We start from the raw sequence: 20,629 nt of genomic DNA, 5'->3' as shown, positions 1-20,629 counted from the left end.
TCTTCAAAAAATTGACGTCACCCATTTGTCTTGGCACCGTTCTTGATGAAAGAGGTGACAACATCCCGACATCACCTGATATCAGAAGCGGTGACATTCCCGGCTTGCAGAGGAGGAAACATGTTCCGAAAATCAGACGGTTTCGAAGGCATCATCGGCAGTTCACTCCGGATGCAGAAACTCTTTCGGATCATCGACCAGGTGGCCGAGGACGGCGAGAGTACCGTTCTGATCCAGGGCGAAAGCGGGACCGGCAAAGAGCTGGTGGCACGCGCCATCCACGCCCGCGGTCCGAGACGGAACAAGAATTTCGTTCCTGTCAACTGCGCCGCCATTCCGGACGATCTGCTCGAAAGCGAACTGTTCGGCTACGTCAAAGGAGCCTTTACCGGCGCAACCCAGAACAAGATGGGACGCATCCAGTACGCGGCCGGCGGCACCCTCTTTCTCGACGAGATCGGCGACATGAAACCGGCCCTGCAGGCCAAGCTGCTGCGCGTGCTGCAGGAGAAGGAATACGAACCGGTCGGCGGCGTCAAGCCGATTCCGGTCGACGTCCGCATTGTCGCCGCCACCCACCGCGATCTGGAAAAGCTGGTGGCCGAAGGCAAGTTCCGTGAAGACCTCTACTACCGCCTGAGTGTCATTCCCCTGCAGATCCCCCCCCTGCGTGACCGGCGCGAGGATATTCCCCTGCTGCTGGAGAGCTTCACCAAGGTCTTCAACCGCGGCAAGAAACATCCCCTGGCCGGCTTCACCGAGGCGGCGGTGCAGGCGCTGATCAGCTACCCCTGGCCGGGCAATGTGCGGGAACTGGAGAATCTGGTTCAGCGGCTGGTGGTGCTGCACGGCGGCGAAACCGTCGACCTGGACGATCTTCCCGCCAAGTACACCGCCCACATGACCTCTGCCGCCAACATCCGCCAGCGCCAGGGCGTGGACGCCGGAAGCATCAGCACCATCGCCCTGCACGAGGCCATCTGGAACGGCGACGGGATCAATTTCAACGACCTGGTCGACGGCCTTGAGCGTCAGCTCATCAGCCAGGCCCTTGCCCGTACCGGAGGCAACAAGAAAGAAGCCGCTCGACTGCTGAACCTGAAACGCACCACGCTTATCGAAAAGATCAAGAAAAAGCGAATCGACATCAACATGGGCGTGCAGCGGGCATCATGCGCGTAGTTCTTCCTTCTCCCTCTTTCTGCGCAAAAAAGGAACGGGCCCGGAGCCATTGGCTCCGGGCCCGTTCCTTTTCCCTCTGTCGCTCGTTCCGCTCAGGCGGCATGCTCTCGAATCTTTTCGCTGATCCTCTCTTCGTCGGCCGGTGTGACCAGGATATCCCTGATCCCGTACTTGATGGCCCGCAGTACCATGCTGCGGGTCCAGTTGGGGCCAGCGGCAATCATCGGCACCTGATCACGAACAATGGAGTTGATGCGGATGGCTGCGGCCAGCCCCTTCTCGCCGACATCGTCGAAAACCAGCATGATCAGCCTTACCGCCGGTGATTTCAGTTTCTCGTCCCCGGAATTTCCATGCAAGGGCCTGACAACCACATTGAAACCAACATCTTCACCCGCTTTGCGAAAGGTTTCGGCCATCTGGTCATCACCACAGCACAACACGACCACCGGCCGTTCTTCGCCGCTATCGGAACCGGCCGTATCGCCCGAAGGCCCTTCCGGCTGCCGCTCCGATGGGACACCAGCTTCATCCCCATCGCCGTCAGCATCCGTGGTCCGGCTGACCGGGTTCTTTGGCGTTTCCTTGACTTCGTCATCCGGCCTGAGATGGAAAACCCGCAACGGAAAGAAGGTGCGGGTCGCGCCCAGGCTGACATCGTCGAAAAAGGCCTCGGCCTCGATCAGGACATATTCCTCGTCGGCCACCGGATAGTCCTCGCCGACCTCGATAACCAGCGGATCGATCACCGCCTGGTCGATCTTGACGAAGCGCAGGTTGCCGCCGGCATAGAGATCCTTGAAGACCGTGGTATAGACACCGGCCACGATATTGACGATTTCGCCAAACGCATCCGAATCCTCTTCGCCATACTCGTCACTGGCCAAGCGCACCTGCAGCTCACTGTCGGGCAGCATGATCAGAGTCCCGCCAAGCCGGATGGCGGCGGGCAGGGTCATCATCAGCCAGCCCTGCCCTTTCGCATCCCCTTCGACCTGAATGTCGGCCAGAACCTGCTTGCCCTGAAGGCCACTGAAAATTTCCTCCGGGGTGGCAAACCTGATGCGTCTATTCTTCAGAGAAAAGTCATGCCCGAGAAACCCGCCGACCTCGACCTGCAGACGCTCGAGAACCGCCTTGAGAATCTTGGTCAGTTTTTGTCTGGTAATGCCGGTTTTTTTTCCGGTTTCTTTCCTTGCCTCTATTGCCGAGTCATCCATACTTTCTGCAACGGGCTGCCCCCCGCCCAGCTTGTTCCCGGTCTCGTCGCTCGGCTCCGGTACTCTTTCCTCGGCTTTGGCTTCCAGGGCATCGCCGACAGTCGCCTCTTCTTCGCCGACAAGTTCGGCCGGCAGTACCAGATAGAACATGCCGGCGAAATCCTCTCCAGCCAGCTTGCCTTTCGCCGCCTGGATGATCAGGCTTCCTTCGGGAAAGGGCCACTCTTCCCGAGCCGCGACCTGCAGAGGATCAACCAGATCGACCCCGGTCTTGACCATTCGGAGCTTGCCTGGATAGACCGTTTCGAACAAAGAAGAGAGCACGCCTATCAGCAGATTGACGATTTCACCGAAGGCGTCCTTTTCTTCCTCGCCCATCTCACCCGAGGAGATCCGCTCGGCGATCTCCTCTTCGGGAAGCATAATCAGGGTTCCGCCGAGCCGGATGGCGTCGCGAAAATCGGCCACGCACCAGGCATTGCCGGGCTTCTCCCCTTCGACCTGGATCGTCGCAATCACCTGCTTGCCCTGCAGCTGGTCAAAGAAGGCCTCCCTGTCTTTCGATTCAAGGCCTTCATCCTCGAGGACAACATCCTGTCCGAGCAGGGCGGCGATCTCCTCCTGTCCCTTGGGCAGATAGGCTGAGAGAATCTTTTGCGCGATCTTGGTTCGATCCATAAACAGTCCGCTGTCAGTCGAAAATTTTCAGTTCGACGATAAAAGGCCCCCTGTCCGTTCGATACACCTGCCCCATCCAGGTTCCTCCGGCAGGCAGATAAATCTGGTATTCGCCGCCGGAAAAGAGCTGGGGTACGGCGAGCGCCATGGTCCTCCCCCCCTCCTGGATCCGGATCTTCAGTCCGCCCGCCAGCATGTTGACCAGTTCTCCGACCATGTCGCGAACTTCGCCATCCTCGCCGGCCTCCGGCATACCGAGCATTGCCTGGTAGACGGCCTGGCCGACCTCTTCCGGGCAATGGATGCCGACAATCCCCCGGATATCGCCCGAAAACCCGAGCAGACCGGAGAAATTGCGACGAAATACCTGCGGACGTTGCCGCAGTATCTCGCCTTCGCTCACCGCCATGGGAATCATGTCGGTGAAGATCTCCTGCACCGCCTCGGTCAGTAAAGGGCCGTATCCGGAAGCCTTGGCAACGATGTTTTCACAGGCTTGATTCATTCCATCCTCCATGTACGGCAACGTAGGTCATCATGCTGCTACGGCAGTCTCTTCCAAGCGCAGCTCGACGAGAAATTCACCGCCCTGGGTATCGAAGGCGACTACCGTCCGGCTGCCCTCCACCAGGCTGTCAACCTGGAAATCGGGACCGGAGACAACCGAAGGAATGGACAAGCTGACATCAAGTCCCTTGTTGCAGAGCACGGCCTTGACGTTGCCGGCTATCATGTTGGCCATCTCGCCCATAGCGTCGAAGACGTCTTCGCAGACATCGTCGAGTTCGATGCCGAGCAGAGCGCCGGTGATGGCCAGGGCGATCGGCTTCGGACAATGGATGGCCAGCATCCCCCGGCAGGCACCGGCCATTCCCACCATGCTGGTCAGATCTCGTTCGAACTCTTCCGGCTGAACATCTTTCTGCTGTCCCGGAGATACTTCCGCCATCAGCATGGTTTCGAAGATCTCGCGGGTTCCATCGATGATGAATTTGCGATAATCCACAGTCAGTCTCCTCGACTCGAACACTCAGACGTACTCTCCCAGGGTTTTCTGCACCTGATCGGGCGTAAAGGGCTTCTTGATGCTCCCCTTGGCTCCGAGTTGCAGGGCTTCGCGCAGGATGTCGGAACCGGCCTCGGTAGTGATCATCACCACCGGAATATTGGCAATGGCAGGATTGTCGGCCTTCTCCCGCAGAAATTCGACACCGTTCATGTTCGGCATGTTGATGTCGCTGAGAATGATGTCGACCCTGCTTTCATCAAGAACCGACAGAGCTTCCTGGCCATCGGCCGCCTCGAGAATGGTTTCGAAATCGAATCCGGCCTGGCGCAGAGAACGGGCCACGATCTTGCGCATGGTGCTCGAATCGTCGACAATAAGAACCGATTTTCCCATCATGTCCTCCAAATCCTGTTTTTTATCCCGTCAGGGTCGTGCCCCCTGATCCAGTCTTCAGCTGCCGGCAACCTCGCCGGCCATGGCCTTGATGGCCTTGTCGAATTCCTCTTCCACCGTCAGCATGATCTGAGACAGATCGTCTTCCGTCAGGTCGATATAGTTGACGTAATCCTGGTCGATGGCGTACTGCAAACTGTCACTGCCGGTTCCGTATCCGGCCATCATGGCCAGAATGTCACCGAGATGAACGGCGTAGACCAGCGGCCGGGCCTCTTCTGGCGCCTGCTGCGGATGGTGATGCCAGGCGACAACCCAGTGTATCTGGTTCGGCAGTTTCCACTGGCGGGCCAGTTCCAGTCCAACCTCGCAGTGATCGAAGCCAAGAACCTGCCGTTCGGCATCGACATAATCGGCCAGCTCTCCCCGGGCGATGCCACCGACAAAATCCTCGGCGCTGTTGGCCAGAAAGTCGGCGATGATCGCTTTGCCGATGTCGTGGAGCAGGCCGGCGGTAAAGGCCAGATCGACGTCGGTCTCGATACGGCAGCGCCTGGCAATTTCCCTGGCTGCGAACCCGGTGTAGAGGTCGTGCTTCCACAGTTCGCCTCCTTCGGCTTCGTAGCCGGACAAAGGTTTTTTGAGCAGCTTGCCGGCACTTTCGCCAAGGGCGATGCAGGTCACCATCCTCTCTCCGAGATAGGCCACGGCGCGGTCGATGGTATTGATGGGAGAGAGCAGGCCATAGACCGACGAGTTGACCACCCGCAGCACCCGAGCGGTAAGCGTCGCATCGCACCGCACGACCTCAAGCACATCGTCGATGTCGTGATCGGTACTGGCGCAGATCTGGAGCAGCCTCTGGGCGTGGACGGAGAGGAGCGGCGCCCGGGCGATTGCCTTGTGAATCTTTTCAGCCGTATTTTCCATGACCACTGACCTCAGATTTTCCATTGCCCACGACCGGGGCACGAAATGGCCACCTCTCCGGTCATGACCGACACTGTCACCGTGCGGCTGTAATTGCCGCCTACGTCTTCCACCGCGGGGCCGAGTCCCTGCTCCCAGAGAATCTTCTTGGCGGCCAGAATATTCCTTTTGCCGATATTGAAATTGTCCTCGGCCTGCATGACGGCGGCGCCGCCAATGAGCTTGGCCACCCAGCCCTTCACATTGTGACCGCCGCTGACCTGGGTCATTTCCCGAAACAGCAGAGGGATGCCGGTATCGGCGAAATAGCCCGGTTTTTCCTGCGCCTTGCGCGGGTTGATGGTCGAATCGGGCAGGGCGAAATGAAGCATGCCGACCGTACGGCTCGCCGGATCAAGCAGAACGACGGCGATGCAGCTGCCCAAGGCGTAGGTTTTGATGGTACTTGCCGGATCGCGGGTGGCGCCGAAATCACCAATGCCGAGAACCAGATCAGCCATGGTCTCCCTCCGCCACCAGTCTCACCAGAACCTCGGGAATATTCGCCAGGGGAACGAGCTTCTGGACGGCACCCTTTTCATGGGCGACTTTCGGCATTCCGTAGACAACGCAGCTCTGCCTGTCCTGGCCGATGGTTCGGGCCCCGGCCCGGGCCATGGCGAGCAGGCCGTCGGCTCCGTCCTGTCCCATGCCGGTGAGAATGACACCGATGGCCTTCGCTCTCGCCGCCCTGGCAACCGACTCGAACAGGACATCGACCGACGGACAGTGGCCGCTGACCAGCTCTCCTTCGCGGCAAACGACTTCCCAGCCGCCACCGTTCCGCCTGACCACGCGCATGTGCTTGCCGCCCGGTGCCAGCAGTACCTGCCCCGGAGCAACGCGGTCGCCGTTGTGCGCTTCCCGGACCTTCAGTGGGCAGGACCGATCCAGGGACTCGGCATACATGGAGGTAAACCCGGGCGGCATGTGCTGGGTGATGACAATTCCCGGAAACCCCTCGGGCAGCTGCGACAGAATCTTCCGGGTGGCTTCTGTTCCTCCCGTCGAGGCGCCGATGGCAACCAGCAGATCTCCCGTCCTGTTCAGCGTCATGGGTTTGCGTTTCACTATCCGCGGCAGAACGTCCCTTCTCTTCCGCCAGTGGCTGACATCGACGGCCGCGGCGATCTTGACCTTTTCCCGCAACTCTACCAGCATCTGCTCGAGGCCGATCCCCATGCCGGAAGGCTTGGTGACAAAATCGACCGCGCCGGCCTCAAGCGCCTCGATGGTCACCCGGCAACCGGCCCGTGTCTGCGAACTGACCATGATGACGGGCAAGGGATATTGCGGCATCAGCCGGCGCAGGAATTCGACCCCGTTCATGCGCGGCATTTCGACATCCAGGGTCACAACATCCGGCCGCAGTCTGACAATCAGATCCCGGGCCATGAAGGCATCGACAGCCTGTCCGACCACCTCGATGGACGGGTCCTGGTTCAGCCCATGGCTGATCGCCTGCCGCACCAGGGCCGAATCGTCGACGACAAGTACGCGCACCCTTTTCGTCATCATCAACCCTCCATCTTCTGGTAGGCCGCCGGCTGCAGGTAGCGATAGAGAGACTGGTTGCGGGCCAGGGTTTCCGAATGACCGATGAACAGATAGCCGTCCTTTTCGGTCAGCTTGTGAAACTTGGCTATCAGCCTCTCCCTGGTCGGCTGGTCGAAATAGATCATCACATTACGGCAGAAGATGATCTGAAACGGCTTTTTGAACGGAAACACCTCGTTCATGAGGTTGAAACGTCGAAAAGTCGCCTCCTGACGCAGGGCATCGACAACCTGCCAGTCGCCTTCAGCCGTACGGCGAAAATACTTGCGGCGCAAGTTCTCCGGCAGTTGCGACAACGCCTCGTCGCTGTAGCGTCCCTCCCTCGCCACGGCAAGGGCCCTGCTGGAAATGTCGGTGGCAAGAATGCCTGCTTGCCAGTTGCCGTAATCACTGCCGAGAACCTCGCGCATCAGCATCAACAGCATGTAGGCCTCCTCGCCGGTCGAACAACCGGCACACCAGATGCGCAGGTCGAAGCGCCGCTCCTTGCGCAGCCGCTCGACCACCGCCGGCAGGGCCGTCTGCTGAAAATAGACGAAATGATCGTTCTCCCGGTTGAAGTAAGTGTGGTTGGTCGAGATATGATCGACCAGCTCGCTCAACCCCTTTTCCGAGCTGTCCTTCTGCAGAAAATCGTAATAGGCGGCAAAGGTGCTGAACCCGCGTTTACGCAGCAGCTTCTGCAATCGACCGGAAACCAGCGGCTTTTTCTGCTCGGTCAGATTGATGCCGAACCGCTCATGGACCAGAGTCCGTATGGCCTGGAATTCCTCGTCGGTGATGGTCAGCAAACCGCCGGTTGCGCTGACAGCCTCGGGGGAGGTGCTGATCTGTGTCGAACCAGAGATCATGACGTCCTCCTGTCCCGGCAGTATCGCGTTCATTCACCTTTTTTCTGCCTGAACTTTTCCATCTCCTCGCTGTAGAGCAACCGACGTACATCGAGTAAAATCTTCACCTGATCACCAATCTTCCCCATGCCGAGAATATACTGACTGCTTTCCGACTTGGTCCGCGGCGGGGGTTCGATATCCTTGTCGGAGATGTCGACCACTTCGTTCACCCGGTCTACGACCAACCCCACCGTCTTGTCGTCGACATTGACCACGACGATGCAGGTGCGCTCTTCATAGGGCTTTTCCGGCAGCCGGAAGCGCAGACGCACATCCATCACCGGAATCACATTGCCACGCAGATTGATCACCCCGCGGATAAATTCGGGCAGGTCCGGCACGTCGGTTATCGCCTGAATGCCGATGATTTCGGTCACGTGCCGGATTTCGATGCCGTAGTCCTCGTCGGCGATGTGAAAGGTCAGATACTTTCCCTTCAGTCCGTCGACAACCTCTTCCGAGGCTTCAAGCTCCATCGGAACAACCGCGTTTTCCATACTTCAACTCCTTTGTTCACTGGATATGTTTCAGCCGGCCCTGAAATAGACCTGCTCCGGCTCGAGTTCAACGCAGTTTCCTTCCTCGACCAGATCGATCATGCTGCCGACATCGAGAATCAGACAGACATCGCCGTTGCCGAGAATGGTGCAGCCGGCGGCGACATCGACATTGCCGAGATAGTCGGACAGCCCCTTGATCACCGTCTGCTGCTGCCCCAGAATCTCGTCAACCAGCAGACAGATGCGATCTCCCTGGTGTTCGAGCACGACCAGAACGCCATCCTCGAGACACCGTGATTCGGGCTCGACGTCGAGTACCCGGTGCAGACGCAGAATGGGAATGAAATTCTCCCGCACCCTGACCAGCTCCTGGCCGTCCGGCGTGTGGGTGAGATTCTCGAGCAGAGGACGGAAGATTTCGCGCACCGCCAGCAGGGGAAGGATGCAGCGGGTCTCGCCGACGCGCACCATCAGCCCGTCGATGATGGCCAGGGTCAAGGGAATGCGCAGCTTGATGGTCGTACCTTCTCCCGGTTTGCTGTAGACCTCGATCTTGCCGCGGATCTTTTCCAGGTTCTGCCGCACCACGTCCATGCCGACGCCGCGGCCGGAAATGTCGGTGATCTTTTCGGCGGTGGAAAATCCCGGCTGGAAGATCAGGTTGTAGACGGCCCGGTCGCTCATTTCGCTGCCGTCTCCCTCGATCAGCCCCTTGTCGATGGCCTTGGCCAGAATCTTCTCCCGGTCGAGCCCGCGGCCGTCATCCTCGACAGTGATCCAGACCTCCCCTTCTTCGTGCCGGGCACTCAGCTTGAGCAGTCCCTTCTCGGGTTTGCCGGCAGCGAGACGTTCTTCCGGCGACTCGAGGCCATGGTCGAGCGAATTGCGCAGCAGGTGGACCAGCGGATCGGAGATCTGTTCGATCACCGTCTTGTCGACCTCGGTCTCCTCGCCTTCGAGTTCGAACTCGACCTTCTTGCCGGTCTTGTTCGACAGATCGTGCACCAGCCGGATCATGCGCCGGAACAGGCCGGAAACCGGGATCATCCGGATAACCATCGCCATCTCCTGCAATTCGCGCACAATCTTGCTCATCTGCTGGCTGGCCTTGCTGAAATTCTCCAGTTCCAGACCTTCCAGGTCGGGGCTGTGCACCAGCATGTTTTCGGCGATGACCATCTCGCCGATCAGGTTGATCAGCTTGTCCAGCTTTTCCAGATCGACACGAATGTCCTGACGCTTGGCCTGAACAGGGGGTTTCTTCACCGCCTGAACCGGTTTGGCAGGCTGCACCTTGCCGACATTCTTGGCCCCGGGCATCTCCTTCTTCTCGGTCTTTTGCGCCTTCCTGGCCTCGTCCTCGGCCTTCCTGCGCTCCTTCTCCTCCTCGGCAATGGCTTTGTCGATCTGCTCTTTGGTGGCGATCTCGCAGCCGATCAGCGCATCAACCAGCGGGCGGGTCTTGGTTCGCATCAGGGTGGCCATGGTCCCCATGGCGACCACCCCGCGACGAACGAGGATATCGGCCAGGCGCAACTCTTCCGGATCGGGCAACGGTGCTTCCGCCTGTCTGGCTTCAGGTTGTTTCTTTTCAGTCAGTACCGCTTCCAGTGCCTGTCCGAGCTCTTCCATGCAGGAAACGTCTTCCTTTTCACCGGCCGCCACCAACGCCATCGATTTGCTCAGGGCATCGACGCACTGAAGCAGAACCTCGGCTGGCGGCCCACCGGTGAAAGAGCGCCCCTGGCGGGCAGCATCGAGCACCGATTCCATCTGATGCGCCAGATGTTCCATCTGCCGGTAACCGGCAAATCCGCAGTTGCCCTTGAAACTGTGAATACTGCGGAACAATTCCCCGACAAGGTCCGCGTCATCGGGGGCCTTCTCCCAGGCCAGCACCAGTTCTTCTATGGCATTGAGCAGTTCCTCGCCCTCCTCGACAAACTTGCCGAGAAATTCGTCACCACAAAAAACACTCGCAACGGAAGCCTCGCCATCCGCCGTGGCCGGATTGGCATCATCGGTTTGATCCGACGTCTTGGCCGCCTTTTTCTTCGCCGACTCGATGACCCTCCCCAACTCCTCGCCGATCGCCTGACCAGCTTCGGCCATACCTTCATCGTCGTAGTTCGATTCGATGTAATCGAGCGCCTCGCGCGCAAAATCGCAGGTTTTGCAGAGCAGATCGACATGCTCTTCCTCGAGCATGATCTTGCCCGAGCGGATCAGATCGAGCAGATTTTCGGCCTGATGGGCGACATGGGAAACGTTTTCGAACTCGAGGAAACCGGCGCTCCCCTTCATCGAATGGAAAAGGCGAAAAATGGCGTTCATGGTTTCGGGATCGCCATTGGTCAGCGTGAAGACCTGGCAACTCCGGCAGTCGCTTTCGCTTTCGGCAAAGACGCACCTTCTGGCGCCATCGCCGATATAGCCTTCGTCAAGCCAGCAGGCCGTCTTCAGTGATTTGCCGTGCCGGGAACAGGCTTCGTTGGAACAGTCCAGAACCGACCAGCAGTCGACATTTTGACAGCTCTGTCCCAACTCGATGATGGTCGGCTCGAGATTGTCGAGCATGTCACGGCTTTCCTGGATAAAGTCATTAATGATTTCGATCTGGTCGTCGGTTAGCTGGCTCATGGCTCCACACTCTTTCCGTTCCTCTTTGAATGTAATGGAGGACTGGTGCTTTTGTTCGCGACCAGGCCTTTTCCCGGACAATTGCAACCGAAGCCCCATACGGGTGATAGCCTGTCACGTCTCATATCGGTTCAAAAACCGCGAGCTTTACAGTTTTCACCCGGCCGGAGCCATTTTCCCTTGACCGATGCAAATGCGCCGTCAGGGCTGTCAAAAGTTCGACCATCCAGGGCACAGATCAGACATCAAGAGAATTTGTCATTTAATTTCAATGTCTTGCAATTTGGCACATGAATGGCATTCACCAGTCCCGGGAGATTTGTCAGCCATGAGACTCACGCCTGCCCTTCAAAGATTCGCCCGGTTGACGGCGCTACTGATCACGGCCATGTCGCTGATGTCCGGTTCGGCCCTGGCTGCCGAGGCGGCGCCGACCCTGACCGACATCGAGGCAAGTGGAACCCCCGCTTCGACCCGACTGATACTCGATTTCAACCGCATCCCCAACTACCGCCTGAAAACCCTGGGACAGAAAGTGGAGATACGGCTTTTCGACACAACTTACGGCGCCGGCATCAGGCGCCTGCCCGAAGACGACAAGATCGTCAAGGTGCTGCTGGCGCGTGATCGAAAGAGCCTGGTCGTTTCCTGTCTGTTGCGACGAATGCCCGGAAACGTGGTCGCGACCCCGGACATCCGGCTGCACAGGCTCTACATCGACATCCGCTGGGAACAGGAATCCGGCGTCCGTCCCGCAATCGTTTTCGATCTGCCCGGGATGCCCCGCTTCCGAAAGAAGGGGGTCGAGCTGAAACCGACGGGCGCCGCCCATTCGGTCTGGAGCGGCAACTGGCGCGGATTTCTGCGAGCCTCCCACACGCCGGTCTTCATCGAAGTACAACCGGCATGGACCTTCCCCTATCTGTCGCCGCCGACATCCCTGGACGACAGCTGGCGAAACGCCTACGCCAAAGCCGACTGGCAGGGCCTGAGCACCCTGCCGCAAAAGGACCTCGGCGAAGCAGAACAGCTTGCGCTTTTCGAAGCCTTCATCCGTCTGGGCCGCTATGAGGACGCCGAGCGGGAAAACCTGGTTCTGCAGCAACATGAACAACTGAACGACCCCAACCGCCGCCTCTATCTGCAGGCGCAGCTGCAGCTGCGCACCGCACGGATCTTCGATGCCCGGGTCAGCCTCGACCGAATGGAGAATCCGACAGAGGATCTACGGCTCCTGGCCACCCTGCTGAAAGCGGAGACAGCTCTGGCCCTTGATCGCCCGCAGGAAGCAACCGGCATTCTGCAGACGATCGACGTCCCCCTCACCCGGGGACTGGCGCAAAAATTGGAACTGCGGCGGATCGACACCCTGGTCCTGGCCGGCAAGAACGAAGAAGCCGTTGCCGCCTACCAGAAGCTCGGCCCCGAACTTGATCGGTCGCCCTTCAGCCTGGCCCTGCTGGCCGCGGCTGCGCAGCGGGCTCACCGGCCCGACGTCGCCGGAATGGCCTTCGACAAGCTCTCGCGACTGCCAGATCTGCCGCGCGACCAAAAGCTTTTGGCCCGTTTCGCCGCTCTGACCATCAACAGGACGCCACAACAGATCATCACCGCCTTCGACGAACTGCAGCAGATCCGCTGGCTGGAACCCGATTCCGAAGCCGCCCGGCGCGTTGTCCTGCGCCTGACTGACATCATGGCTCCGGCCGACAATCCGACCGGACTTGAGAACCAGCTCGCCGACTATCTCGAAATCGCCGAGCAGGCGACCCGGTTCGACCTGCGGCTCGAGGCGGCCCTGAAGGCCGCCGTCCTGCTGCACCTGACCAAAAACGACCGGGCGGCGGTCGAGCAGCTGGAAAAGATTCTCCGGCAGTTCCACCGCGGGCGCCTGCGTGAAGACGCGGTCGCCCTGCTGACCGAGATTTTGCCGGATACCATCAACGGCTATCTGGCCGACGGGAAGGCCGTCAAGGCCCTGGCCCTGGTCGAGCGTCACCGCAACCTGCTGATCCAGCAGTACATGTCGTGGGATTTTCTCTCCACCATCGCCAGGGCCTTCAACGATCTCGAACTGCTCGAGCGCGCCAACCGCATTTTTCTCTTTCTCTACGACCGGGTCGAAAACCGGCAGCGCAAGGGAGAGGCCTGCCTGGCTCTGGCGCAAAATTATCAGCGCCTCGGTGAACCGGAGCTGACCGTCGAATATGCGCAAAGGGCAGCCAAACTGCTGAAAGGACACCGTGATCGAAACCGGGCTATCACTTTGGAACTCGTGGCGCGCAGCCGGCTCGAATCGGCCGAGGCGGCCCTGACCTGGCTGGAAAAACGGACCGACCTTCCGGACAACACCGAGGGTCTGCGCGCGGCCGCCGATCTCTACTGGCAGACCGGCAACTATGAACGTGCCGCCGAACTGCTGCAGACGCTCGAAAACAGGGAAGAACTCGCTCCTGCCGAAAAGCTGCGTCTCGCTGAAGCCTGCTATCGGGCCGGCCGGATCAAGCTGGCACTGAAACATTTCCGGCAGCTGGTGAAGCAGAAGCTCTTCACCGGCCAGGCCAACTACCGGATCGGCTGCCTCCTGCTCCGTCAGGACCGGATCGACGAGGGCAGCCGGCTGTTGCGGCAGGTGGCCGAATCGGCCTCGTCGACAAACCTGTGGAAGAAACTGGCAGCGGAAAGGCTGCGTGAACTGACCCTGTAGGAGAAAACCATGCCGGGACCGCTACTGTTCGACAAGAGTTTCGCCACCCTGCAGAAGGTTCTCGAGTTGCGGCAGAAACGGCAGCAGGTGATCGCCAGCAACATCGCCAATGCCGAAACGCCCGGGTACCATCCGCGCCGACTGGAATTCGAATCCGAACTGCAAAGCGCCCTGACTACCAAAGGAGGGATCAAAAGAACCCGTCCCCGCCATCTCGGTTCGGGCGGAGATGTCTCCAGCGTCACCGGCAGGGTCCGTACCGAGATGGACGCGGTCAACGTCGACCAGGAGATGGTCACCCTGGCCGAAAACCAGATTCTCTACGAGGCGGCGGTACAGATGCTGAACAAGAAGATCGGACTGCTCAAATACGTCGCCCAAGACGGCCGTTGACAGGGAGTGACAGAATGAATGTTTTCGACACCATGAAAATCGGCGCCTCTGCACTGAAGGCGCAACGCATCCGGCTCAACGTCATCAGCGCCAACTTGGCCAACGTCGAGACGACCCGCACCCCGGAAGGCGGCCCCTACCGCAAGCGCAACGTCGTCTTCCGCTCGACCCCCCTCGATTTCGGTCGACGGCTCGACCGGGTGACCCGGCAGGCCGTCCAGGGCGTCGAGGTGCCAGCCATCGTCGTCAACTCCCGTCCGCCCCGCATGGTGTACGAGCCGGGACATCCCGATGCCGACGAAAACGGCTACGTCGCAAAGCCGGACATCAATCCGGTCGAGGAGATGACCGACATGCTGTCGGCGACCAAGGCCTACGAAGCAAACGCCAACGTCATCAAGGCGGCCAAGCGCATGGCGCTCAAGGCCCTTGAAATCGGCCGCTGATACGGAACGGAGGTCAGATGATGGACAGAATCCAGCTCAACACCCGATTTCCGGCGCCGATCGCCAAACCCGCAGGAAGCGCCGGCGGCCTGGCGGCCGATTTCGGCAAGGCGCTGGGAGAGATCATCGAAAAAACCAACAGTATTCAACAGCAGGCCGACCAGGCCATCGGCAAACTGCAGAGCGGCGAAAACGTCAGCCTGCCGGACGTGGTGCTTACCATGGAGAAGGCGGACATCTCCATGCGGCTGCTGGTACAGATGCGCAACAAGGTGATCGAGGCCTACCAGGAAATCATGCGGATGCAGGTTTAGTCGAAGGAGGTTGACGACACATGGCTACGGAAAAGACCGAACAGAAATCAGCCATCGGCATGCTGCAGGACTGGCCGCTTTCACGCAAACTGAGTCTGGTCGGGGTCACCCTGATCTGCCTGATCTTCTTTGCCGTTCTGATCATTCAGGCGCGGGTGGCCGACTACAGCCTGCTGTTCGCCAACCTGACCCCGACCGACGCCGCGGCGGTGGTGGAATGGCTCAAGGATCGCAAGATTCCCTACCAGTTGAAGAACGACGGTCAGGCCATCTACATTCCCGCCGACAAGGTGCACGAAAGCCGGCTGCAGCTCGCCGGCGAGGGTCTGCCGCAGGGCGGCGGCGTCGGCTTCGAGATCTTCGACCGGCAGAGCTTCGGCATGACCGATTTTGCCCAGAAGATCAATTTCCGCCGCGCCCTGCAGGGGGAACTCGCCCGCACCATCGCCTCGCTCTCCCCCGTCCAGGGCGCCCGCGTTCATCTCGCCCTGCCGGAAAAACGGCTGCTCCGGTCGCAGCAGCAGGAGCCGACCGCCTCGGTCATCGTCAAGCTCGCCGCCGGCCGGCGCCTGAGCCGGTCGCAGATCAACGGCATCGTCCACCTGGTCGCCGGCAGCGTCGAAGGTCTGGAGCCGGAAAAGGTCACCGTGGTCGACGCCAGCGGCAAGATTCTGAACAAGCCGGAGGCCGGCCTGGCCGACGACAACACCGCCCCGGCCATGCTGTCACACCAGGCGGCCCTCGAGTCGCGGCTGGAACAGCGGGCCCAGGCCCTGCTTGACCGGGCCCTGGGGGCCGGAAACTCCCTGGTTCAGGTCACTGCGCAGATCGATTTCACCAAGACGGAACGGATGGAGGAGATCTACGATCCGAAGCGCACCGCCGTGGTCAGCGAACAGGTGACGGAAGAAAAGACCGGTTCGGTGTCGACCGGCGGCACCGTCGGCATCGACAGCACCCTGAGCGGCAGCCAGCCAGCGGTGGCGGCGACGCCCTCCAGCCGCACCGAAGAGACGACCAACTATGAGGTCAGCAAGATCGTCAGCAAGTACGTCGAACCGGTTGGCAAACTGAAGAGTCTTTCCGTCGCCGTGCTGGTGGCCGACCGGCAGGTGCAGACCGAATCGGGAGAGACGACCTTCCAGCCGCGCGATGCCAAGGAGCTGGCTGCCATCGAACAGATGGTGCGCAGCGCTCTCGGCATCAGCGACAAGCGCGGCGACGTGATCAGCGTCGTCTCCATGCCGTTCGAAACCGACATCCTGGCTGAACCGATCCCCGAGCCGGACGCCATGGACAGGATCAACGACTACCTCCCCCTGATCCGCTACCTGCTGATCGCCATCGCCGGCCTGCTCGCCTACTTCCTGCTGGTCAGACCGCTGATCCGCAGCCTGCGGCCCGAGCCGGTGCCGCAGTACAAGACGGTCGAAGAGCTGGAGCAGGAAATGCTCGAGGGGGGCGAGGCCGCCCTGCTCTCGGCCAAGGACCCGGCGGAACGCCTGCGCCGGCAGCTGATGCAGTCGCAATCGTCGCCAACCCAGGTGGTCAAGGCATGGATGCAGGAGAACTGAGAGCATGATCACCGACAAGAGCTTCGCCAAACTGACCGGAGTCGAGAAAGCGGCCATTCTGCTCCTCTGCCTTGGTGAAGAGACTACGACCCGGGTCTTCGAGGAACTGCCGGACGACGATGTCCGGATTCTGAGCCGCTGCATGATGAACATCAGTCACGTTCCGGCCAACTTGGCCAAGGATGTGATCGAGGCCTTCAAGAAAGATTCGTCCGAGTACACCGGCCTGTTCGTCCAGGGCCGGGAATTCGTCCGCAAGGCGATCTCCTCGGCCGGCGACCCCGAGCGGGCCAGCAGCCTGATCGAACAGGTGGAGAACACCACCGACGAACGGCCGCTGGAAACCATCTCGCTGATGCAGCCGCGCATGGTGGCCAGCCTGCTGCAGGCGGAGCACCCGCAGACCGTGGCCCTGATCCTCTCGACCCAGAAACCGGAACACGCCAGCCGGATCATCTCCTTTCTGCCCGAGGAGATGCGGGCCGACATCATGTACCGCATCGCCAACATCGACAAGGTGTCGCACGAGGTCATCGCCCAAATCGAAGAAGCCCTGCAGCGGGAGATCGGCGTCGTCACCGGCAACGAACAGCAGACCGTCGGCGGCGTCGACAAGGCGGTGGAGATTCTCGCCCGGCTCGAAGGCGGCCTCGACAAGGACATCCTCGACGCCATCGACGAAACCGATTCGGAACTGGCCGAGGAGATCAAACGACGCATGTTCACCTTCGAGGACCTGGCCGAACTCGACAACCGAGCCCTGCAGACCATTCTGCGCGAGGTCAACAACGATCAGCTGACCATGGCCCTGAAGAGCTGCTCCGACTCGGTCAAGGAGAAGATCTTCAGCAACATCTCGGAACGGGCCGCGGCCATGATCGAGGAGGATCTCGAAGCCATGGGACCGGTCCGCCTCTCCGAAGTCGAGGCCATGCAGCAGGCGATCGTCGAAATCGCCCTGAAACTGGAAGAAGAAGGCCAGATCGTGATAGCCGGCCGCGGAGGTGGCGATGTCCTTGTCTAGAATTCACCGCGCCCAGGAGTTCGCCAACCTGCAGCAGGTCCAGTTCGTCAACTTCGACGAACCCCAGCCGGATCCGCCGCAGCCGGCCGATCCCGTCTTCAGCGAACCGGCCGCCGCCCAGGCATCACCTCCTCCACCCGAGCTTCTCAGCCAGGAAGAAGCCTACAGCCGTGGTCGTCGGGACGGCCGCAAGGAAGCGGAAGAGCAGTTTGAAAAGACCGTTTCCGCCCTGGCCAGGGGACTGGAGGAGATCAGCCGGCTGCGCGAATCGATTCTCAGGAACAGCAGCCAGGACATGCTGCGGCTGGTTCTGACCATCGCCCGGCAGGTCATTCACCGCGAAGTGACCGTCGATCCGGAAATCGTCCTGTCGACCATCAACATGGCCCTGCAGGCTGCGGTCAGCTCGGATTCCTACGTCATTCACGTCAATCCCGCCGATCTCGAACTGGTCGAGGAGCGCAAACCGCTCTTTCTGGCCAGCATCAAGGGGTTGGAAAACATCTACTTCAAGGCCGACGAGACGATCGAGCGGGGCGGCTGTCTGGTCGAATCGGACCTCGGCCAGGTCGACGCCACCATCGAAGGCCAGTTGGAAGAGGTCAGAAAAACCCTGCTGGAAGCCCTCAAAGAGGACTGATGGAACGGCTGCTGGAAAAACTCTCCGGTTTCAACCCGATGAAGGTCTGCGGCAAGGTGGCGCAGATCGTCGGCCTGGTGGTCGAAGGCTACTGCCCGACCGCCACCGTCGGCACCCTCTGCCAGCTTCAGCCCCTCAACGGCGAGGAGCCGGTTCTGGCCGAGGTGGTCGGGTTCCGTGGCGATCGCGCCCTGCTGATGCCGCTGGGCGAACTGAGAGGGCTGGGACCGGGCAGTCTCATCCGGGTTCTGCGCGACAGCGCCACCCTGGCGGTCGGCGAGGAGTTGCTCGGCCGGGTCGTCGATGCCATGGGACAGCCGATCGACAGGCTTCCCGATCCCGGCAGCGAGCAGGAAATGCCGATCTACGCCCTGCCCGCCGGCCCCCTCGACCGGGAGAAGATCGACCGTCCCCTCGAGCTTGGCATCCGCGCCATCGACGGCCTGCTGACCTGCGGCATCGGCCAGCGCATGGGCATCATGGCCGGTTCGGGCGTCGGCAAGAGCGTGCTGCTCGGCATGATGGCTCAGCATACGCGCGCCGATGTCAACGTCATCGCCCTGATCGGCGAACGCGGCCGGGAGGTACGCGAATTCATCGAACGTGATCTCGGCCCCGAGGGCCTGGCCCGCTCGGTCGTGGTGGTGGCGACCTCGGACCAGTCACCGCTACTGCGCATGCGCGGCGCCTTTGTCGCCACCACCATCGCCGAATACTTCTGCCGGCAGGGCAAGAACGTGCTGCTGATGATGGATTCGGTGACCCGTTTCGCCATGGGGATGCGCGAGGTCGGGCTGGCCATCGGCGAACCGCCGACGACCAAGGGCTACACCCCCTCGGTCTTCGCCACCCTGCCCAAGCTGCTGGAGAGGGCAGGTAACTTCAAGGGCCAGGGGAGCATCACCGGACTCTACACCGTCCTGGTCGAAGGGGACGACATGAACGACCCGGTGGCCGACGCCGTACGCTCCATCCTCGACGGTCACATCGTGCTGTCGCGCGAGCTGGCCGCGCGCAACCACTACCCGGCCATCGACATCCTGACCTCGGCCAGCCGGGTGATGCGCGAGATTACCGACACTGAACACCAGCGGGCCGCCGGCTGGCTGCGGGAGATGCTGGCCACTTACCGGGAGGCGGAAGACCTGATCAACATCGGTGCCTACGTCAAGGGGAACAACCCCAAGATCGACCAAGCCATTGGCAAAATCGACGACATCAACGACTTTCTGCGTCAGGCCCTGGACGACGAGACCGACTTCGAAACGACACGCCAGAGAATCCTGGCGCTTTCGACCCCGACGCCGGCACAGGAGCCGAAAATCGTCGCGCACCAGCCTCAGCCGGCGGCCGTCTACCAGCAGACGGCGGCGACATGAGAACAGACGGCGCATAAGGCCGCAACCGGACGGCTGAAAGCTGTTCGTCAATACCGTGCCGCCGGAGACAACCGAGAAAGGCTAGAGCCATGGGCAAGAGATTCAAACTCGAGGCACTGCTGAATTACCGGAATATTCTCGAGCGCGAAGCCAGGCAGGAGCTGGCCGGCCGCATCAGGACCCAGGAAGCCCTGCTGGCCGAAATCAACCGGCAACGCGCCGAACTCGAATTTCTCTGTCGGGATTTCGTTCAGCGGCAGGCCACGGGAATGTCGGCGACTGACATGCGCCTGTTCCAGTCCAACATCCAGCTTCGGCAGCAGGAACTCGCCGCCATGGAAGAGAACCTGCAGCAGTGCAACCGGGAGGTTGCCCTGGCCCGCGAAAGACTGCTCAAGGCCAGTCAGGACAAGAAATCGGTCGAAAAGCTCAAGGACCGGCACCTGCAGGAGCAACAGCGGCTTGCCCGGCAGATCGAAAACCGGAGCCTGGACGAAATCGCCCTGCGGCGACAGAACGGAGGACTGGCATGAAAAAAAACCTGTTGGCCATCCTTGCCCTGCTCTGCCTGACCACCCCGGCCGGGATTGCCGGGGCGGTGGACAGTCCGGCAGCAGGCGGACAGGCTGCAGACAGTCAGGCGACTGACAGCCCGGCGCAGCCCGGACCGACCAGTGTCGAGGAACGCCGGCTGCTGGCCGAAATCGAAAAGCACCGCCAGGCCTTGAAACAGAAAGAGGAAGCCCTGCGCGAGCGGGAAATCGAACTCGACAGCCTGCAGCGCGAGCTGGAGCAACGCCTGGCCAGACTCGAAAGCCTGCGCGACGAGATCGCCCGGATGCTGAAGCAGAAGGACGCCGCCGAACAGGAGCGCCTCGCCGAGCTGGCCAGGATGTACGAAAAGATGGACAAGGCCAAGGCGGCCCGGCTGCTCGAAAAGATGGACTGGGATCTTTCCCAGGCCATCCTGGCCCGGATCAAGACCAAGATCCGTGGAAAAATTCTCACGCAGATGCCCCCGTCCTACGCCATTCGCTTCACCAGGGCCTACTCGACCCTGGAGCGGAACTGACGGCACGGGACGGCTCACATACAGGGACAACCATTCCAC

The 20,629-nt window shown here is 60.7% G+C and carries 21 protein-coding genes; 11 read left to right on the top strand and 10 right to left on the bottom strand.

Annotated features, from left to right (window positions below; all coding sequences use genetic code 11):
* Positions 1 to 120: 120 nt before the first annotated feature.
* Complete coding sequence (locus EDC39_RS01970) at positions 121 to 1,182, top strand: sigma-54 interaction domain-containing protein (RefSeq protein ID WP_281289710.1); 1,062 nt, start codon at positions 121 to 123, stop codon at positions 1,180 to 1,182.
* 92 nt (positions 1,183 to 1,274) lie between these two features.
* Here EDC39_RS01970 and EDC39_RS01965 read toward each other — a convergent pair whose 3' ends face one another.
* Genes EDC39_RS01965 through EDC39_RS01920 form a run of 10 tightly spaced genes read right to left on the bottom strand, consistent with a single transcriptional unit; the run spans position 1,275 to position 11,041 of the window.
* Positions 1,275 to 3,080: a chemotaxis protein CheX gene (locus EDC39_RS01965; RefSeq protein ID WP_148894416.1), complete on the bottom strand. Its 1,806-nt coding sequence runs from the start codon at positions 3,078 to 3,080 to the stop codon at positions 1,275 to 1,277.
* A gap of 13 nt (positions 3,081 to 3,093) precedes the next feature.
* The gene (locus EDC39_RS01960; protein WP_187426595.1) at positions 3,094 to 3,585 is read right to left on the bottom strand and encodes a chemotaxis protein CheX; all 492 of its coding nucleotides are present in this window, start codon (positions 3,583 to 3,585) and stop codon (positions 3,094 to 3,096) included.
* Between the two features lie 30 nt (positions 3,586 to 3,615).
* Positions 3,616 to 4,086 (bottom strand): chemotaxis protein CheX, encoded by a 471-nt coding sequence (locus tag EDC39_RS01955; protein ID WP_148894412.1) that lies wholly within the window; start codon positions 4,084 to 4,086, stop codon positions 3,616 to 3,618.
* Between the two features lie 24 nt (positions 4,087 to 4,110).
* Positions 4,111 to 4,482, bottom strand: coding sequence for a response regulator (locus tag EDC39_RS01950; protein ID WP_148894410.1), 372 nt, complete (start codon positions 4,480 to 4,482; stop codon positions 4,111 to 4,113).
* A gap of 57 nt (positions 4,483 to 4,539) precedes the next feature.
* Positions 4,540 to 5,412 (bottom strand): HDOD domain-containing protein, encoded by an 873-nt coding sequence (locus EDC39_RS01945; RefSeq protein WP_187426594.1) that lies wholly within the window; start codon positions 5,410 to 5,412, stop codon positions 4,540 to 4,542.
* Positions 5,413 to 5,423: 11 nt separating this feature from the next.
* A complete protein-coding gene (locus tag EDC39_RS01940; protein ID WP_148894407.1) occupies positions 5,424 to 5,912 on the bottom strand; it encodes a chemotaxis protein CheD in 489 nt (162 codons plus the stop codon).
* Positions 5,905 to 6,969, bottom strand: coding sequence for a protein-glutamate methylesterase/protein-glutamine glutaminase (locus EDC39_RS01935; protein ID WP_148894406.1), 1,065 nt, complete (start codon positions 6,967 to 6,969; stop codon positions 5,905 to 5,907). The genes EDC39_RS01940 and EDC39_RS01935 overlap by 8 nt, the downstream gene beginning before the upstream one ends.
* Complete coding sequence (locus tag EDC39_RS01930) at positions 6,969 to 7,892, bottom strand: CheR family methyltransferase (RefSeq protein ID WP_246140152.1); 924 nt, start codon at positions 7,890 to 7,892, stop codon at positions 6,969 to 6,971. Before EDC39_RS01930 ends, EDC39_RS01935 begins: the two co-directional genes overlap by 1 nt.
* Positions 7,889 to 8,398 (bottom strand): chemotaxis protein CheW, encoded by a 510-nt coding sequence (locus tag EDC39_RS01925; RefSeq protein ID WP_148894404.1) that lies wholly within the window; start codon positions 8,396 to 8,398, stop codon positions 7,889 to 7,891. Before EDC39_RS01925 ends, EDC39_RS01930 begins: the two co-directional genes overlap by 4 nt.
* Before the next feature lie 30 nt (positions 8,399 to 8,428).
* Entirely contained in the window at positions 8,429 to 11,041 is a 2,613-nt protein-coding gene (locus tag EDC39_RS01920; RefSeq protein ID WP_148894403.1) for a chemotaxis protein CheA, read from the bottom strand.
* A gap of 328 nt (positions 11,042 to 11,369) precedes the next feature.
* Between EDC39_RS01920 and EDC39_RS01915 the strand changes: the two genes are divergently transcribed.
* The 10 genes from EDC39_RS01915 to EDC39_RS01870 all read left to right on the top strand — a co-directional run bounded on the left by EDC39_RS01915 (position 11,370) and on the right by EDC39_RS01870 (position 20,590).
* Positions 11,370 to 13,748 carry a tetratricopeptide repeat protein gene (locus EDC39_RS01915; RefSeq protein WP_148894401.1) on the top strand — a complete coding sequence of 793 codons (2,379 nt, stop codon included), beginning with the start codon at positions 11,370 to 11,372 and terminating at the stop codon, positions 13,746 to 13,748.
* A 9-nt stretch (positions 13,749 to 13,757) separates the two neighbouring features.
* The gene (flgB, locus tag EDC39_RS01910) at positions 13,758 to 14,141 is read left to right on the top strand and encodes a flagellar basal body rod protein FlgB (protein WP_148894400.1); all 384 of its coding nucleotides are present in this window, start codon (positions 13,758 to 13,760) and stop codon (positions 14,139 to 14,141) included.
* Positions 14,142 to 14,155: 14 nt separating this feature from the next.
* The gene (gene flgC, locus EDC39_RS01905; RefSeq protein ID WP_148894398.1) at positions 14,156 to 14,587 is read left to right on the top strand and encodes a flagellar basal body rod protein FlgC; all 432 of its coding nucleotides are present in this window, start codon (positions 14,156 to 14,158) and stop codon (positions 14,585 to 14,587) included.
* A gap of 17 nt (positions 14,588 to 14,604) precedes the next feature.
* The gene (gene fliE / locus EDC39_RS01900) at positions 14,605 to 14,901 is read left to right on the top strand and encodes a flagellar hook-basal body complex protein FliE (RefSeq protein ID WP_148894397.1); all 297 of its coding nucleotides are present in this window, start codon (positions 14,605 to 14,607) and stop codon (positions 14,899 to 14,901) included.
* A 20-nt stretch (positions 14,902 to 14,921) separates the two neighbouring features.
* Positions 14,922 to 16,475 carry a flagellar basal-body MS-ring/collar protein FliF gene (fliF, locus tag EDC39_RS01895; RefSeq protein WP_148894396.1) on the top strand — a complete coding sequence of 518 codons (1,554 nt, stop codon included), beginning with the start codon at positions 14,922 to 14,924 and terminating at the stop codon, positions 16,473 to 16,475.
* 4 nt (positions 16,476 to 16,479) lie between these two features.
* Positions 16,480 to 17,499 carry a flagellar motor switch protein FliG gene (gene fliG, locus EDC39_RS01890; protein ID WP_148894395.1) on the top strand — a complete coding sequence of 340 codons (1,020 nt, stop codon included), beginning with the start codon at positions 16,480 to 16,482 and terminating at the stop codon, positions 17,497 to 17,499.
* Positions 17,486 to 18,139, top strand: coding sequence for a FliH/SctL family protein (locus tag EDC39_RS01885; RefSeq protein ID WP_148894394.1), 654 nt, complete (start codon positions 17,486 to 17,488; stop codon positions 18,137 to 18,139). The genes fliG and EDC39_RS01885 overlap by 14 nt, the downstream gene beginning before the upstream one ends.
* Positions 18,139 to 19,518 carry a FliI/YscN family ATPase gene (locus EDC39_RS01880; RefSeq protein ID WP_148894393.1) on the top strand — a complete coding sequence of 460 codons (1,380 nt, stop codon included), beginning with the start codon at positions 18,139 to 18,141 and terminating at the stop codon, positions 19,516 to 19,518. The genes EDC39_RS01885 and EDC39_RS01880 overlap by 1 nt, the downstream gene beginning before the upstream one ends.
* A gap of 89 nt (positions 19,519 to 19,607) precedes the next feature.
* The gene (fliJ, locus tag EDC39_RS01875; RefSeq protein WP_148894392.1) at positions 19,608 to 20,051 is read left to right on the top strand and encodes a flagellar export protein FliJ; all 444 of its coding nucleotides are present in this window, start codon (positions 19,608 to 19,610) and stop codon (positions 20,049 to 20,051) included.
* Positions 20,048 to 20,590, top strand: a complete 543-nt coding sequence (locus EDC39_RS01870; RefSeq protein WP_148894391.1) for a MotE family protein — start codon at positions 20,048 to 20,050, stop codon at positions 20,588 to 20,590. The genes fliJ and EDC39_RS01870 overlap by 4 nt, the downstream gene beginning before the upstream one ends.
* Positions 20,591 to 20,629: the final 39 nt, after the last annotated feature.

Source organism: Geothermobacter ehrlichii, assembly GCF_008124615.1.
Classification (GTDB): domain Bacteria; phylum Desulfobacterota; class Desulfuromonadia; order Desulfuromonadales; family Geothermobacteraceae; genus Geothermobacter; species Geothermobacter ehrlichii.
This window is presented reverse-complemented; position numbering and strand designations above follow the sequence as displayed.